This window comes from Halorubrum pallidum (assembly GCF_055380345.1).
In genome coordinates this window covers 977,816-994,433 of record NZ_AP043945.1, presented here as the reverse complement: position 1 = coordinate 994,433, position 16,618 = coordinate 977,816, and the positions used below count along the sequence as shown (strand labels likewise).

The window sequence follows — 16,618 nt, the reverse complement described above, 5'->3', positions numbered from 1 at the left end:
GTCGGCCTCGGTGGTTCGGAGCCGGCCGTCGCTCGACGCCTCCGAGCGCGACCTATTTCTCTCCAGCCCCCGAACCGACGCCAACGAATGACCGACGACGACTTCATTGACCTCCGATCCGACACCGTTACGCGCCCCTCAGACGCGATGCGCGATGCGGCCGCGACCGCCGAGGTCGGCGACGACGTGTACCGCGACGACCCCACGGTCAACGAGTTGGAGCGACGCGCCGCCGAGGCGGTCGGCACCGAGGCGGCGCTGTACGTCCCCTCGGGGACGATGGCGAACCAGATCGCCGTCCGCGTCCACACCGAGCCCGGTCAGGAGCTTCTGCTCGACCGGGAGTCACACGTCTACCGATGGGAGCTCGCGGGCGCGGCGACGCTCTCTGGCGTCCAGACCCGGCCGGTCGACGCCGGCGCGCGCTGCGTTCCGTCCCCGGAGCGGGTGCGCTCCGAGGTCGTGACCGAGGACCTCCACCGCCCCGGAACCGGCCTGCTAGCGCTGGAGAACACGCACAACTACCGCGGCGGGACGGCGGTCCCCACAGACCGGATCGCCGCGGCGGCCGAGGCGGCCCACGACGCCGACGTGCCCGTCCATCTCGACGGTGCGCGCGTGTTCAACGCCGCCGTCGCGCTCGGCGTCGACGCCGACGAGATCGTCGCTCCCGTCGACAGCGTCTCCTTTTGTCTCTCGAAGGGCCTCGGCGCCCCCGTCGGCTCGATACTCGCCGGCGAGGCGGGGTTCATCGAGGAGGCCCGCCGGGTCCGGAAGCTATTCGGCGGCGGGATGCGACAGGCGGGGATGATCGCCGCGCCGGGGCTGCTCGCGCTGGAGAACGTCGACCGACTCGCCGACGACCACGCCAACGCCGAGCGGCTGGCCGCGGGACTGGACGCGGTCGACGGCGTCGCGGCCCCCGAGCCGGACACCAACATCGTCGTCGTCGACACCGAACGGGCCGGGATCACGGCGAGCGACCTCGTCGCGGCCTGCGACGACGCCGGTGTCGGATGCGTCGAGTTCGACACGCACACCACGCGGTTCACGACGCACCTCGACGTCGACGCGGACGACGTTGGCGACGCCGTCGACCGCGTCGTCGACGCGATCGCGGACCGCACCGCGTAGTCGCCCCGCCGCGGTTCACCGGTCGAATCCGTTCGCGGCGACGATCCGCCTGACGCCGGCGTACGCGACCGTCGCGATACCCGCGTACGCGACGACGAGCGCCGTGGTGGTCGCATCCGCGCTGTCGATCGCGAGCCGCGCGACCGCGTTGGCCGGGCCGCCGACCATGGCCGTCGCGCCGCCGAAGAGCGCGAGGACGCCGATCGAGTAGAGGAACTGCGCGGCCCGGCGGTCGGGCGCGAGCGCCGAGATGGCGACCGCCAGCGCGACGACGAGCGCCGTGAGCGCGGTCATCAGCGTGAGGATCGCGGGGACGTTGGCGACGGGCGTTCCGTTCGCACGAAGCAACAGCAGCCACAACAGCGCCTGTGCGGGCGCGATGGCGACCGCCGCGAGCGCCTTCCCGTCGACGATTTCCCCCAGCGTCACTGGTGCGACGCGGAGGAGTTCGAGCGTCCCCTCGTCGATCTCTTCGGTGATCGAGTCGACGACGAGGGATCCGGAGACGAACACCGGCAGGAACACCAACACCGGGATCAACACCGTGTACGTGAACGTGAAGTACGGGCTGGAGCCGGTCCGGTCCGGTAGCGGGAGCGGCGATTCAGTGAGGTAGGCGGCCCGGTCCCGGCGTTCGTCCAGTTCGTAGGCGCGTAACGCCTCCCGCAGCTGAACGACGATGACGGTTGTCTCGACCGTGGCGTCCGGCGCGGTGACCCGCACCGCGATCCGATCGCCGCCTCCGTCGCCGCCGGCGTCGACCCGGTCCGCGACCACCACCGCGTCGGCGGCGTTGCGGTCGAACGCTCGCCTCGCGGCGCCCGCGTCCGCGTACGTCGTGACTCCGACGCGTTCGACCTCGGCGGCGGCCCGTTCGAGCCCGTCGACCGCGTCGCCGCTCGCGGCCACCTCTATCTCCGCGGCGTCGATCGCGCCGGGATCGTACATGGAGACCAGTCCGACGACGAGGAACGACGAGAACGCCGCGATGAACAGCTGGATGCCGATCGCGAGCAGGATCGTCTTCTCCGCGCGTAGCCCCGCCAGCTCGCGGCCGGCTATCGTCAGGCGGCTACCCATGGACGCTCACCACCGCGACGTTGTACGCCGCGTGAAGCAGCGTCGCCAGCGCGAGCGTCAGGACGTACCACGTTCGGTCTCTGCTCGCACCGACCGCGGCCACCGTCGTCGTGACGCCGTGGAGCGCCAGCGGCGCGAAAAGCAGCGCCAAGAGCGCCGGCGCGGACAGTCCCTCCAGTCCGGCGACGCTCCCGAAGGCGGCGCGGCCGACGTACAGCTCCGTGAGTCCGACGACCTGCACGACCGCGGTGGCCTTCTCCGCGAGGAAAAATCCCGTACCGGAGGCCACGCCGACCGCGACGGCGACCCGGTCGGTTCGGTCGAAGACGCCGCGCTCGAACCCGGCGTACAGGTGGACGCTCTTGGCGAACTCCTCGACGAAGGCGATCGCGACGAGCAACACGGGGATCGAGACGGTGATCGGCAGCGCGAAGAGGAGTGCGACGGCCATGAGTTCCGCGACGAACACGAAGGGGATCGTGCAGGCGGTGAGAAGCGCTACGGGAGCGAGCGCGCGAAAGCGACCCCGCGCTCCCGTCCAGAGCCCTCGGTGAGATCCGCCGCCGACCGGAGCGAGCCGCACCGCGAGGGCGTCGAGGAACTTCCGGCCGACCGGCTTCTGCGCGAACATGTCCTCCTCGCGGTAGACGCCGAGCCCGAGCGCGAACAGGAGCCCGGCCCCGAGCGACATCGGGGTCGTCGAAAAGAGCACGTCGCCGGCGGAGACGGCCTCGCCCTGGAGGTCGAAGACGACGAGCGTGAGCGGCGACACGAGCGCGACCGGCGTGACGTTGGTGAATATCGCGGGGACGAACGCGTAGGTCGTGAGCAGGACGCTCACGCCGACCGTGACGAACGTGAGTTCCTTGAACGACCGCGCGAACATCGCACCCACGAACGTCGCCCCGAGGAAGGCCAACGCGACCGGGAACACGGCGATCACCGAGAGCGGACCGCCGCCGACCGCGACGGCGATCAGCGTCGTGACCGCCGCCGCGATCGCGACGTACGGGAGCGTCTTGCCGGCGACGATCTCGGCCGGCGACAGCGGAGTGACGAGGAGCGGTTCTCCCCGCCGATTCGTCCGCTCGTCGAGGATGGAGGAGCCGTACGCCTGAATGAGGAAGTTCATCGGCACGAGGAAGACGAAGGCCAAGAGCAGCGAGACGAACGGGAACGGCGGCGAGATCGATCCCGGCGAGCCGACCGTGTCCGCCCCGAACGTCCCGCCGCCGACGGAGGGAACCGCGAGGCCGCCGCCGTTCGTCGAACCGCCGGTGGCGAACGCTCCGCCGCCGTCGGCGTCTCCGGATCCCCCGCCAGCGGCGGCTCCGTCCTCAATGTCGCCGTCGCCTCCGCCGGTGCCCGCACTCGTATCGTCTCCGGATGACGTGTCGTCTCCGGATGACGTGTCGTCCCCGGATGTCGCGCTGCCGTCCGCCGTCGAATCGCCGTCGTCGCCTTCGGAGGCGGTCTCGTCCGTCGGGCTATCGCCGGCGGTCGCGTCATCTCCCGTGGCAGTCGCGTCGGCGTCGTCTCCGCTCGCGCCAGTGTCGTCGGCTTCCGACGCGCTCGCGGAGTCGGACTCACCGAGGGTCGCGCCGCCGTCGACCCCGCTCGTTCGGCTCACGTATCGGAGGGTGACCGCGATCGGGAACGCCGCCGTCTCGTTCTCCTCGGCAGCCATCAGCCGCTCGTTGTGCGCCTCGACGGCCTCTCGAAACTCGGCGGCCGCGGCCGCGCCCTTCCGCGTGTCGTCGGCGCTGACCACGACCCCGATGACGGCCGATTCGCCACCGGCCGTCCCCCCGCTCGTCGCGTCGTCCCCCGAAACGCCGCGGACGTCGCGAACGATCAGGTCGGCCGAGGATCCCAGCGACGCTCCGTCGACCGGCACCGCGGTGAGCGCGGGTGCGGTCTCGACGGCGTCCGCGTACGGCGAGTCGTCGTCGACCGCCACCCGGTACACGTCGCGGTCGACGTCGAGACCGACGACGCCGGCCGCGAGCCCGCCGCCGATTACGCCCCCCGCGACGAGGAGGAGCGCGAGCGCCGCGAGCAGGGTTCGGCGATCGACGCCGCCGCCCGCGCGGGCGACCTCCCACCGGGCGACCCGGAGCACCCTCCGGAACCGGTCGATCACTCGTCTCCACCCGATCGGCTCGGCGTTCGTCCCTCGTCGGTCCGGTCGCCGGACGGGTCGGTGCTGGCCGTCTCGCCACCCGCGGCCTCGCCACTCGCAGCCTCGCCGGCCGCGGATTCGTCGTCTGTGCCGGCGGTGTATCGTCCCGGCATCGGGCGACCGACGATGTCGAGGAAGACGTCTTCGAGGCTCGGCTCGCGCGTGCGGATGTCGACGACCTCGCCGCCCGCGGCCGTCACCGCCTCGCGGACCGCCTCGACCGCCGCCATCGTCGGTACCGCGGTCCGAAACCGATCGCCGACCTCCTCGGTGAGCGGCTCGGGACCGTCGGCGTCTGCGAGGTCGGCCAGCGCGTCGGTTCGCGCCGGAGAGATATCGGAGAACACGTGGTAGGTCGTCTCGCCGTGTCGCTCGCGGATCCCGTCGACGCTCCCGCGGGCGACGATCCGCCCCTCGTTCATCACGACGACGCGGTCACAGACCGACTCGACGTGATAGAGGTTATGCGCCGAGAACACGACGGTCTTGCCCGCCTCGCGCAGTTCGCGGGTGAACCGCAGCACGGAGTCGGTCGTCACCGGGTCGAGCCCGGATGCCGGCTCGTCGTACACGAGCACGTCCGGGTCGTTGACGAGCGAGCGCGCGATGGCGACTTTTCGTTTCATCCCCTTCGACATGTCGCCGAGCCGGCGCTCGCGGTGGTCGAGCTGGAGCCGGTCGAGCGCGGCTTCGATCCGCTCGTCTGCGACGCCGTCCGGCACGTCGTAGAGGTCGGCGAAAAACCGGAGGTACGACCGCGGCGTCATCTCTTCGTACAGGGGCGACTCCTCGGGGAGAAACCCGAGCCGCCGGCGCATCTCGGGGTCGCCGGAGTCGAACCCGGCGACCGTCACCGCTCCGTCGGTCGGTTCGACGAGCCCGGAGAGAACCTTGAGCGTCGTGGTCTTCCCCGCACCGTTCGGGCCGACGATACCGAACACCTCGCCCTCTCCGACGGAGAACGTGCTGTCGACGACGGCGGCGAAGTCTCCGTACGTCTTCCGCAGGCCCGCCACCTCGATCATGGTTCGCGGTCGACTCCCCGCCGAGTTAAACCCACCTCCGCGGTTATCGCCGACGAGAATTCTCGCCGGTACGCGTACCGGACCGCTCGGCGACCGCGACGGCGACGAACGGGCCGTCAGTCGTGCCGGAAACAGCGCGATCCCGTAAAGGCCATCGCCATGTCGTGTTCGTCGGCGGCGGCGATCACGTCCTCGTCGTTGACTGAGCCGCCCGGCTGGATCACGGCCTCGATCCCGGCGTCGGCCGCCTCCTCGATCGCGTCCGGGAACGGGAAGAACGCGTCTGAGGCCATCACCGCACCCTCGGCCGACTTGCCCTCCGCGTCCTTCTCGGCTTTCATCGCCGCGAGCGTGACCGCGTCGACGCGCGACACCTGACCCATGCCGACGCCGACCGTCTCGGTGCCGGTCGCGAACAGGATGCCGTTCGATTTCACGTGCTTGAGCGTCTTCCACGCGAACAGCATCGTCTCCAGCTGCGCGTCGGTCGGCTCGCGCTCGGTGACGACCTCCAGATCGTCGGCCGCCGGCGACTGCCGGTCGCGCTCCTGCACGAGCCGCCCGCCCACGATCGGCTTCTCGGTGAACCGCTCGGTGAAGCGGTCGTCGCCCTCGCCGAGCGGACCGACGTCGAGCACCCGGAGGTTCTTCTTGTCGGTGAGCACGTCGAGGGCGCTCTCGGTGTAGCCGGGCGCGACGACGACCTCCTTGAACGAGTCCGCGACGGCGGTGGCGGTGTCCGCGTCGCACTCGCGGTTCAGCGCGACGATGCCGCCGAAGGCGGATTTGGCGTCGGTCCGGAGCGCGCGGTCGTACGCGTCCGCGAGCGTGTCGCTCGTCGCGCAGCCGGCGGGGTTCGTGTGTTTGATCACGGCCGCGGCGGGCGCGTCGAACTCCTTGACCAGATCGAGGGCGGCGTCGGCGTCGTTGTAGTTGTTGTACCCCATGCCCTTCGCGCCGGGATTCAGCTGCGGTGCCCCGACGACGCTCGCCTCTTCGCAGCCGTCGTCGGCGTACAGCGCGGCGTCTTGATGCGGGTTCTCTCCGTAGCGGAGTTCGGCCGAGCGCTCCTCGGAGACGAACCGTCGCTCGGGGAAGTCGCCGCCCATGTCGCCGTCGACGGCAACGTCGACGGGCTCGCCGTCCGCGCGCTCGACGTCGACCCGATCCTGTGCGAACCAGCGGACCGCCCGCGGGTACGCGGTGAACTCCGCGTCGCGGAGCACGCGGTCTTTCAGCGAGTCGGCGTCGTCGTCCGCGTAGACGGGAACCGGCTCTTGGGTCACGATCGGGCCGGCGTCGACGGCCTCGGTGACGACGTGGACCGTGCAGCCGGTTGTTCGGACGCCGGCGTCGAGGACCTGCTCGTGGGCGTCGGTGCCGGGGAACGAGGGGAGCAGCGAGGGGTGGACGTTCAGCGCCGTCGGGACCGCATCGAGGAACTCGTCGGTCAGGACGCGCATGTACCCGTCCAGGCAGACGAGGTCGATATCATACCCCGAGAGCCGGTCGACGATCCGGCGTTCGTGGGACTCGCGGGACTCTCCGTCCTCTCGCTCGACGACCTCGGTGGGGATGCGGCGCTCCGTCGCGGCCTCCACCACGGGCGCGTTCTCGCGGTTCGTCAGGACGACCGACAGCTCCGCGCCCCCCGGCGCGACGTCGGCGATGTGTCTGAGGTTCCGTCCCCGGTTGCTCGCGAGTCCGGCGATCTTCATACACGAGAGCACCGACCGATCGGGTATATCGATTGCGGTCCGTCGCAGCTGTGGATCCACGTTTACGGATACAATCCGGGAGCCGGTCCGATATTCGCGCCGAACCTATCCACATCTGTGCGATTCGCTCCGTCTCCGGGTGGTTCGTCATCGACACGCTTTTGCTGGCTCCGGGGGCACTCGCGGACATGACCGACGACTCCGAACCGACGGACGACGACACCATCTCCGGGCTGTCTCGGTCCGATCCCCTCGCGGCCGTCTCGCCGCTCGACGGCCGGTACGCCTCCCGCACCGCGCCGCTGTCGCCGTACGCGAGCGAGGCCGCGCTCATGCGCGCCCGAACCCGCGTCGAGGTCGAGTACCTGATCGCGTTGGCCGACCTCGACGCGACGCCGATCGCGCTCGCGGAGGCCACACGCGAGGCGCTCCGCGAGCTGTACGAGGCGTTCTCGGCGGAGGACGCGCGGCTGATCAAAGCGCTCGAAGTCGAGGGCGCGGCGGGGTACGCCGCGACCAACCACGACGTGAAGGCGGTCGAGTACTTCCTGCGGGTTCGGATCGACGGGCTGGCGGAGTCGGAGTCGGGAGCCGGTGACGCGGCCGCGAGATCCGACCCACCGATCGACGACGCCGAGTCGCTGTACCCGTGGATACACTTCGGCCTCACGAGCGAGGACGTGAACAACCTCGCGCACCGGCTGCTCCTCAAGCCGGCCGTGAGCGAGGTGATCGTCCCCGCGATCCGCGAGGTGCGCGACGCGCTCGCCGACCTCGCGCGGGAGCACCGCGACACGCCGATGCTCGCGCGCACCCACGGACAGCCCGCCACGCCGACCACCTTCGGCAAGGAGATGGCGGTGTACGCCGCGCGGCTCGGGCGCGCGCTCGGCCGGGTCGTGGTCGCCGCCGGCGATCTCTCCGGCAAGCTCGCCGGGGCCTCCGGCACCTACGCCGCCCACGAGGCCGCGTACCCCGACGTCGACTGGCAGGCGTTCGCCGAGTCGTTCGTCCGCGGCCTCGACCTGGAACACACCCCGCTCGCGACGCAGGTGAACCCCTGCGACGACCTGGCGGCGCTGTTCGACGCGCTCCGAGGGGTCAACAACGTCCTCCTCGACCTCGACGTCGACGCGTGGCTGTACGTCTCGGACCGCTACCTCGGGCAGCGGACGGTCGAGGGGGAGACGGGCTCGTCGACGATGCCGCACAAGGTGAATCCGATCGACTTCGAGAACAGCGAGGGCAACCTCTCGAAGGCGAATGCCGACCTCTCCTTCCTCGCCGATTACGTCACCGCCTCGCGGCTCCAGCGCGACCTGTCGGACTCCACGGTCAAACGCAACGTCGGTGCGGCGCTCGCGAACTGCCTCATCGGCTACTCGAAGGCGGGCGACGGACTCGCGAAGGTCGTTCCGAACGAGGCGGTGATGCGCGAGGAACTCGACGGGACGCCCGAGGTGATCGGCGAGGCGGTCCAGACGATCCTCCGGCGCGAGGGCGACACCGAGGCCTACGAGCGCGTGAAGGAACTCACCCGCGGCCGGTCCGTGACGCTCGACGACTTCCGCGAGCTGTTCGACGACCTCGCGGTCGACGAGGAGGTCCGCGCGGAGTTGAAGGCGCTGACGCCCGCCGGCTACACCGGCGTCGCCGACGACCTCGTCGACGAGATCGACGAGTAGGTCCGGTCGGAGATCGCGGGACCGGTCACGCGGCCGCGTGCGGACACCAGCGGCCGAAAGAGGCAGAAGAGGTTTACGGCTCCCCGGAGATCACCCGACGATGCCCTCCCAAGACGACGACGAGACGGAGTACTCCGTCTTCGGCAACGACGCGGAGAACGCGCTCGACGGGTCCGACGACGACCGCGCCGATCCGGGGGCCGCGGGGCTCGGCGGCGAGGCCAGCGGCTGTCCGAAGTGCGGCGGCACGGAGACCGAGGTCGACGAGATCGCGACGAGCGGCACCGGCCTCACCAAGATGTTCGACGTGCAGAACCGCCAGTTCCAGGTCGTCTCGTGTGCGAACTGCGGCTACTCGGAGCTGTACAAGGGACAGTCGACGGGGAACGCGATCGACTTCTTCATCGGCTGACTCCGGCTCCCCCCGTCGCCGCCGAACAGATCGGACATGGGCGGCGACGACGCCCCGCTCGGTCCCGAACCGCCCGTCACGGCTCGATCGACCCCGAACCGTCGGCCTCGACTCGATCGGCGCCGAAACCACCCGCGGCTTTTTTTCTCCCTGTCGCGTCGGGAGAGACATGGATATCGGACTGGTCGGCGAGGGGCCGGCGGCCGACGCGGTCGCGGCCGCGCTCGGCGACATCGACGTGAACGTGATGCCCGTCGAGGCGGGCCTGCTCGACGGGTTCGACCTCGCGGTGGTCGTCGACACCGCGGGGTCGGAGACGTTCGCCGCGGCGAACGACCGCCTCGACCGGTGGGTCGCGGTGGAGGTCGGCGGCCTCGGCGGCGTCCCGCTCGACGCGGTCGACGCCGCGGTGACCGTCTTCGAGGCGACGTGCTACGACTGCCTCCGGGCGCGCGTCGCGAGCGGCGACGCGGAGCCCGCGACCGAGACGCGAGGGACGCGGTCGGCCGTCCGGTACGCGGGGGCGCTTGCGGGCCGCCGCGTCGTCCAGCTGCTCTCCGGCGACCCGGTCGCGGACACGGTCGTCGAGGTGCCGGGCGGCGAGCGGACGCTCCTACCGGTGCCGGGGTGCGGCTGCGGCGACGATCCGGGCGACGCGCTCCCGCGGGACGGCGAGGGGCGGTCGCTCTCGGCCGCGCTCGACGCCGCCGAGCGCGCGGTCGACTCCCGAGTCGGGCCGCTCGCGGACGTGGGCGAACAGGCGTCGTTCCCGGTGCCGTACTACGTCGCGCGCGTCGCCGACACGACCGCGTTCTCCGACGGGCGGGCGGCCGAGTTCGGCGGCGGCGTCGCCGCCGGCTGGGACGCCGCGTTCATGAAGGCGCTCGGCGAGGGGCTGGAGCGCTACGCCGCGGGCGTCTACCGCGAGCGGTCGTTCACGCGCGCTCCCGCCGCGACCGTTCCGAACCCCGTTCCGCCCGACGCGTTCGTCCGTCCCGAGAGCGCGGCCGCGTACGACCGCGACGACTCGCTCTCGTGGGTGACCGGCGAGCACCTCGCGACGGGCGACGTCGCGAGCCTCCCCGCGGAGTTCGTTCACTTCCCGCCGCCGGAGACCCGGTACCGTCCGGCGATCACGACCGGACTGGGGCTCGGAAACTCCGGTTCCGAGGCGGCGCTGTCGGGGCTGTACGAGGTGATCGAGCGTGACGCGACGATGACGAGCTGGTACTCGACGGCCGACCCGCTCGGGGTCGAGGTCGACGACGAGGCGTTCGCGGAGTTGAAGAAGCGCGCACGCGCCGAGTCGCTCTCCGTGACGCCGCTCCTCGTGACCGCCGACGTCGACGTGCCCGTCGTCGCGGTCGGCGTCCACCGGGAGGGCGACTGGCCGCGGTTCGCCGCCGGGTCCGGGGCCGACCTCGATCCGGCCGCCGCGGCGCGGAGCGCGCTCGCGGAGGCGCTCCAGAACTGGACTGAACTCCGGTCGATGGGCGAGGGCGCCGCCGACGAGCAGGGGGCCGCGATCGGTCGACACGCCGATTTCCCGGCCGAGACGCGGGCGTTCTTCGATCCGGAGACGACCGTCCCGGCCGTGTCGCTCGGGGAGGAGACGGACTCGAGCGTCGCGGAGCTGTCGGCCGTCGTCGAGCGCGTCGGGGCGGTCGGCCTCGACTCGTACGTCGCGCGGGTCACCACGCGAGACCTGGCCGCGCTCGGTTTCGAGGCGGTCCGCGTGCTCGTCCCCGGCGCGCAGCCGCTTTTCACCGGCGATCCGTTCTTCGGGAACCGCGCGAGCGACGTGCCGCGGTCGATGGGATTCGAGCCGGCACTCGACAGGGAGTACCACCCGTTCCCCTGACGGCGGCTGAGCCGGCGTCTGTGACCTCCCGTCCTCGCTCCGACGCCACGGCCCCGCACCCCACGCCTTGCCCCATCCCCCCGGTTTAAGCCGCTCGCGGTCGCTCGGCCACCATGGACGTCATTCCAGACGCGGACGTCGAGGCGACGGAGGCCGTGGAGGGTGTCTTCCTCACGCAGGGGGCCGTCGGCGAGGAGACGAGCATCCAGCGGTTCGTGATCGAACCGGGCGAGAAGGTGCCCGAGCACGACCACCACCACGAGCAGATCGGCGTGGTCACCGAGGGGACGGCCACGTTCGTCGTCGACGGCGAGGACCTCGTCGTCGAGCCGGGCGACACGTACGTCATTCCGGGCGGCGAGCCCCACGCCGCGCTCAACCGCGGCGACGAGACGGTCGTCGGCTACGACATCTTCGCGCCGCCGCGAGCGAACCCCGACTGGCAGGACTGACCGGACTATACGCTTCCACCGGCGCGGTGGCGTCGCCGGCGACGGAACTGCCGGAGCGACCGACCCCGCGAGAGCGGGCGACTCAGAGCGCGCAGCCGACCTCGCGGTACATGTAGTGGGTCATCACGTAGACGCCGAGGATGATCCCCGCACCGGCCACAAAGGAGTGGACCGACAGCAGCGCGACGCCCGAAAAGAGGTTCGCGATGTTGCAGCCGGCCGCGAGTCGCGAGCCGACGCCCATCAGGAGCCCGCCGACGGCGTAGTTGGGAACGCGGTTCAGCTTCGGCTTCCGGATCCGGAAGTCTCCGGAGGCGTACGCGGCGACGAAGGAGCCGACGATGAGGGAGGCGATCATCACCATGTCGATGGTCAGCGAGATGTTGCCGTCGCGGAACAGCACGGATCCCCAGTAGTCGACGCTCGCGACGTCGTAGCCAACGGCCGACAGGAGGTACCCCGCCCAGCGCGCTTCGCTTCCGGTGATCGCCCAGTGGCCGTGAACGAAGAACCAGAGGCTCGCGACGAGCGCCATCGCCACGCCGGCCGTCCGGGCGTCCCACGAGTCGCGCAGGCGGTCGGCGAGCGGTCGGTCGTCCTCGCGGAGCCCGCGAGCGTACGCGACCATGCCGTCGGCGATCCCGCGCAGACCGAGCGCGACCGCCGAGACGCCCCGGGATCCGCCGAGCGCCGCCTGCGCTCGCGCGTCGGACGCGACCCCGGTCCCGCCCGATGGGTCGTCCGGGAGCTGACTGTGGCCCTTCACGAACGCGTACGCCAGCGTGCCCACTGCGACGGCGAGCGCGCCGGTGACGGCCGGCGGGAGCGGTGACGAGAGGTACAGCGTCCGTCCCTGAAACGGGTTCAGCGTCTGGAAGTAGTACGTCTCGGCGACGGGGAACGCGAACGCGAAGAGGACGTAGCCGACGAACATGAACAGGAGGACGAGCCAGAACTGGAGGTACCCCTGCCCCGCGCGGTACAGCGTGCCGGACGCGCAGCCGCCGGCGAGGGTCATCCCGAGCCCGAAGACGAACCCGCCGAACAGCGATCCGAGCCCCCACGCCGGCGTCCAGAAGCCGCGGAAGTAGCCGAACGTGGCCTGCAGGCTCCAGAACACGGTCATCACCGCGATCCCGACGAGGAGCCCCTTCAGCACCCGAGTGTCCTTGAACGCGACGAAGTCGCGAAAGGCGCTGACGAAACAGAACCGCGCCTTCTGCAACAGGACGCCGAACGAGAGCCCAACCGCGACCGAGACGGCGACGTAAGCGACGGGCGAGAGCAGCATTACCCGAGCACACCGGTCCCGCACGTAAAGCGACGCTGGACACGGTGAATCCCCCCTCGAATCGGAGGTAGCGGTAACTGTTTCCGATTTTCCTCACACGGGGCAACGAAGGGGGCGTTCGGGGGTGCTTTACGCCTCTGCTGCGTGAGGAACGGTATGAGCGACGACTGCGGATGCGGGACCACCGACGCGGCCGCGCGTTCGTCGGCGGGCGCGGGGGCGACCGGCGGGGAGTCGACGGACGCGAGTTCGGCCGACGTACGCCCGGAGTCGGACCCCCGCCCCTCGAAGGGGAGCCACCTGGCAAACGACGACCGGAAAAATCCGTTCGCGGACGGGGTGGACCGCCGCCGCCTGCTCCAGACGACCGGCACGGTCGGCGCGGCGACGGCCCTCGCCGGCTGTTCCGGCGAGGGCGGGGGCGGCGACGAGCCGGCCCCGACGATGTTCGTGTTCAACAACGGCGACCGGACGCTGAGCGTCGTCGACACGGAGACGGACGAGCTGATCACCACCACGTTCCTCGGAACGACCGCCTCCTTCCCGGCCAACCAGTACTCCACGGGTGTCGACGACGAACACGACGTGCTCTGGCTGAACGTCTCGGGCGGCGTCCGCGCGTTCGACCAGCGCACGCTCGAGGAACTCGCGTTCGTCGAGACGGGATACGGCCCGAACTACCCGAACGTGACGCCGGACGGCGACCACCTGCTGATCGCCTCCGGCGGCACGACGGGAATGGACCCGGAGGGCGACGCGAAACACGCGATATTCCGCGTCGACGCCGACCGCGACAGCGACACCTTCGGCGAGGTGACCGCCGAGATCGAGACCGGCTACGTCGGCCCCTGCGACATGACGCTCGGCCCGGACGGCGACTACGCGTTCGTCGTCGACGTCGCCGACGAGGCGATCCGCGTGGTGCGCGTCGACCCCTTCGAGACGGTGACGCGCGTCGACGCGGGCGAGCCGGTCACCGAGGGGAACGTCCTCCCGTTCATGTGCACCGCCTCCTTCGACGGGGATCTCCTCCTCGTCGAGAACGGCGAGGGGACGCTCGGCGGCGAGCCCGAGGTCCCCCGCGAGGGCTCCGAGAGCGTCTGGGACGTTTCCAATCCCGAGAATCCCGAGGAGATCGCCAAGATCACCCGCGACGACGGGCTGCCCGGCGCGCCGATCACGAGCGAGGTCGCCCCCGACAACACGGCGGCGTACCTGTTCATCCCCGGCGAGGGCGTCGGCGTGATAGACCTAGAGGCGAACGAGTACGAGACGACCATCGACGTCGGCGGGAGCAGTATCGCCGGGGCGTGGGGAGCGAACCCCGAGAAGCTGTACGTTCCCGTCCAAGATGCCAACCAGGTGGCGGTGATCGATCACGAGAGCCGCGAGGTCGTCGCGACCGTCGAGACCGGACAAGCGCCCACCGGTGCGGTCGCCGGTACCGTTCGACCGGAGGGCGACGCGGTGGCGAGCATCCAGGCGTCGCTCGCCTCGCTCGGGATCGCGTTCGGCGACATGGAAGCGACCTACTGCATGGACGATCACTGCTACTGCGGATGACCCGAGACGACGACCCCGCAGACGGTGACGATCCGACCGGTGACGACGACACCACCCGCCGCGGTCTCCTGCAGGCCGCGGCGGGCGCGACGGTCGCGGGCGCGGCGAGCACGGCCGGCTGCCTCGGCGTCACTACGCCGGCGAACGTCGCCGCGCAGTACGAGGTCTCGGGGAACGTCTCCCACTTCGTCGGCCCCGGGTGGCTCGCCGACAACCGCGAGGACGCCGTCGTCCTCGACGCCAGAAGCGCGGAGCGCTTCCGGACGGAGCGGATCTACGGTTCCCGGCGGGTCCCGTTCGACGCGATCACGAGCCGGACGTCGACCGACGACGGCGAGGTCCCCGACACCGACGCGATCGCGGCCGCGTTCGGAGAGGTCGGCGTCTCGCCCGACGACGACGTGCTCGTTTACGGCGCGAGCGTCGGGTCGCGGGTGACGCGCGCCGCGTTCGCGCTCGCCGCCGTGGGGCACGCCGGCGACATCCGAGTTCTCAACGGGGGGATATCGGGCTGGAACGGCCGGATCGGAACCGGCTCGCGCGGGACCGTCTCGGCGACCGACTACGAGCCCGACCCGGCGTCCGAGACGTGGGTCACCCGCGACTGGCTCGAAGAGCGCGTCGGGACGTTCAACGGCGACGGGCCGGGGCTGGTCGACACCCGAGTGCCGGAGGCGTATCTCGGCGCGCCCGGCTCCGACGCGCTCGATCCGGACCACGACCGGCACGGCCACCTCCCGGGCGCGATCAACGTCAACTGGGTGGGGAACGTCGCGGGCAACCGGATGACCGAACCGGGGCGGCTGGTCCGGCTGTACGAGGTCGACGCGGAACTCGACAGGTCCGACACCGTCGTCGTCTACGGCGACGAGAACGTCGATCCGACCTCGACGTGGCTCACGCTCCGGGCGATCGGCTTCGAGGACGTGCGGCTGTATGACGGCGGGTTCGAAGAGTGGGCGAACGCCGACGGCGATCGCGGCCGATATCCGGTCGAGACCGCCACGAGCGTCGTGATCGAGACGGAGGGGAGCGTCGGCGGCGACGACGACAGCGGCGACTTCTCCTGTACCGGATGACCGACGACGACGCGCCCGTCGCTGCCGGCGACCGCGTCGCCGACGCGGCCCCTCCCGCCGGCGACCGTCTCGCCGCCGTCGCCTGCGAGGGGGCCGACGCGCTCGCGCTGTTCGCGCTCGACACCGGCGATCGCATCGGGGAGGTGCCCGTCGGCAGTCACCCGGTCCACGCGACCGCCGCCGCCGGCCGGACGCTCGTCGCGACGATGGGCGAACGCGCCGTCACCGCGGTCGCCCCGGACGGCGAGGTGACCCGGATCGACACGGGCGTTCTCGGGCCGTCGCACTTCGCGGCCGCGGACGACCTGCTCTTCGTCTCCTGTTCTGCCGGCGACGCGCTCGCGGCGATCGATCCCGTCGAGTCAACGCTCGTCGACCGCGTCGCCGTCGGCGGCGAGCCCCACGAGGTCGCCGTCGCTCCCGGGGGCGACTACCTCTACGCCGGCAGCCGGCGCGACGGCGTCGTCGACGTCGTGGACGCCGCGGCCCGCGAACGGATCGCGTCCGTCGACGTCGGCGCGGCGGCCCGCGTTCAGGGCGTGGCGCTCTCGCCGGACGGGGACCGGGGATACGCGATCGACCAGCGCGGGAACCGGATCGTCGGATTCGATCCGGCGAGCGCGACGGACGTCGGGAACGGCTCCGACCGTGAACCCGCTTCCGACGCGGTCTTCGGGTCGGCCGGCGTCGGCGGCGACCCCTACGACCTCGTCGCGACCGACGACCGCGTGCTGGTTCCCGGACGCGAGGACGGGACGCTCCACGAGTTCGGCCCCGATCTCGAAACGGTCGCGGTCCACGAGGGGTTCTCCAGACCGGTCGACGCGTTTCGCATCGACGGCGACTGGTGGGTGCTCGACGCGGCCGACGCCCGGGTTCGCTCGCTCGGTGGCGACGCCGTCGAGACCTCGGCACCGGGACTCGTCGCGACGCGCGTCGGCGACCGGCTGCTCGTCTCCCACTACGACGACGATCAGGTCTCGCTCGTCGACGTCGAGACCGGCCCCGTCTGGACCGCCGAGTCGCCGGCGCATCCCTTCGGCTCGGTCGTGGTCTGATCGGCTCCGGGAGAGAACGCGCAGAGTGCGTCACAGACACCGGGGGACGCTGCCGGAGTCCGCGGAACGAACACCACC

The 16,618-nt window shown here is 71.2% G+C and carries 13 protein-coding genes; 8 read left to right on the top strand and 5 right to left on the bottom strand.

Going from position 1 to position 16,618, the window contains the following annotated elements:
* The first annotated feature begins 87 nt into the window (after positions 1 to 87).
* A complete protein-coding gene (locus ACZ45C_RS06720) occupies positions 88 to 1,134 on the top strand; it encodes a threonine aldolase family protein (RefSeq protein ID WP_460559940.1) in 1,047 nt (348 codons plus the stop codon).
* A gap of 15 nt (positions 1,135 to 1,149) precedes the next feature.
* Here the strand turns inward: ACZ45C_RS06720 and ACZ45C_RS06715 are convergent, their stop codons facing one another.
* The 4 genes from ACZ45C_RS06715 to purN form a co-directional block, all read right to left on the bottom strand.
* Complete coding sequence (locus ACZ45C_RS06715) at positions 1,150 to 2,214, bottom strand: ABC transporter permease (RefSeq protein ID WP_460559942.1); 1,065 nt, start codon at positions 2,212 to 2,214, stop codon at positions 1,150 to 1,152.
* A complete protein-coding gene (locus ACZ45C_RS06710) occupies positions 2,207 to 4,357 on the bottom strand; it encodes an ABC transporter permease family protein (RefSeq protein ID WP_460559944.1) in 2,151 nt (716 codons plus the stop codon). The genes ACZ45C_RS06715 and ACZ45C_RS06710 overlap by 8 nt, the downstream gene beginning before the upstream one ends.
* Complete coding sequence (locus ACZ45C_RS06705) at positions 4,354 to 5,421, bottom strand: ABC transporter ATP-binding protein (RefSeq protein ID WP_460559946.1); 1,068 nt, start codon at positions 5,419 to 5,421, stop codon at positions 4,354 to 4,356. The genes ACZ45C_RS06710 and ACZ45C_RS06705 overlap by 4 nt, the downstream gene beginning before the upstream one ends.
* A gap of 116 nt (positions 5,422 to 5,537) precedes the next feature.
* Complete coding sequence (gene purN / locus ACZ45C_RS06700) at positions 5,538 to 7,139, bottom strand: phosphoribosylglycinamide formyltransferase (RefSeq protein WP_460559948.1); 1,602 nt, start codon at positions 7,137 to 7,139, stop codon at positions 5,538 to 5,540.
* Positions 7,140 to 7,327: 188 nt separating this feature from the next.
* Between purN and purB the strand changes: the two genes are divergently transcribed.
* The 4 genes from purB (at position 7,328) to ACZ45C_RS06680 (ending at position 11,549) form a co-directional block, all read left to right on the top strand.
* Positions 7,328 to 8,824 (top strand): adenylosuccinate lyase, encoded by a 1,497-nt coding sequence (purB, locus tag ACZ45C_RS06695; RefSeq protein ID WP_460559950.1) that lies wholly within the window; start codon positions 7,328 to 7,330, stop codon positions 8,822 to 8,824.
* A 100-nt stretch (positions 8,825 to 8,924) separates the two neighbouring features.
* Positions 8,925 to 9,236 (top strand): zinc ribbon domain-containing protein, encoded by a 312-nt coding sequence (locus ACZ45C_RS06690; RefSeq protein ID WP_460559960.1) that lies wholly within the window; start codon positions 8,925 to 8,927, stop codon positions 9,234 to 9,236.
* 169 nt (positions 9,237 to 9,405) lie between these two features.
* Positions 9,406 to 11,097 carry a YcaO-like family protein gene (locus ACZ45C_RS06685; RefSeq protein ID WP_460559967.1) on the top strand — a complete coding sequence of 564 codons (1,692 nt, stop codon included), beginning with the start codon at positions 9,406 to 9,408 and terminating at the stop codon, positions 11,095 to 11,097.
* A 113-nt stretch (positions 11,098 to 11,210) separates the two neighbouring features.
* Complete coding sequence (locus tag ACZ45C_RS06680) at positions 11,211 to 11,549, top strand: cupin domain-containing protein (RefSeq protein ID WP_460559969.1); 339 nt, start codon at positions 11,211 to 11,213, stop codon at positions 11,547 to 11,549.
* 82 nt (positions 11,550 to 11,631) lie between these two features.
* Here the strand turns inward: ACZ45C_RS06680 and ACZ45C_RS06675 are convergent, their stop codons facing one another.
* Positions 11,632 to 12,840, bottom strand: a complete 1,209-nt coding sequence (locus tag ACZ45C_RS06675) for a YeeE/YedE family protein (RefSeq protein ID WP_460559971.1) — start codon at positions 12,838 to 12,840, stop codon at positions 11,632 to 11,634.
* Between the two features lie 156 nt (positions 12,841 to 12,996).
* Here ACZ45C_RS06675 and ACZ45C_RS06670 point away from each other — a divergent pair, with 156 nt between their 5' ends.
* The 3 genes from ACZ45C_RS06670 to ACZ45C_RS06660 are packed head-to-tail and all read left to right on the top strand — an operon-like array spanning position 12,997 to position 16,540.
* On the top strand, positions 12,997 to 14,403 hold the full coding sequence (locus ACZ45C_RS06670) for a beta-propeller fold lactonase family protein (RefSeq protein WP_460559973.1): 1,407 nt from the start codon (positions 12,997 to 12,999) through the stop codon (positions 14,401 to 14,403).
* Positions 14,400 to 15,482, top strand: a complete 1,083-nt coding sequence (locus tag ACZ45C_RS06665) for a sulfurtransferase (protein ID WP_460559975.1) — start codon at positions 14,400 to 14,402, stop codon at positions 15,480 to 15,482. The genes ACZ45C_RS06670 and ACZ45C_RS06665 overlap by 4 nt, the downstream gene beginning before the upstream one ends.
* Complete coding sequence (locus ACZ45C_RS06660; protein ID WP_460559977.1) at positions 15,479 to 16,540, top strand: YncE family protein; 1,062 nt, start codon at positions 15,479 to 15,481, stop codon at positions 16,538 to 16,540. Before ACZ45C_RS06665 ends, ACZ45C_RS06660 begins: the two co-directional genes overlap by 4 nt.
* The last annotated feature ends 78 nt before the right edge of the window (positions 16,541 to 16,618 follow it).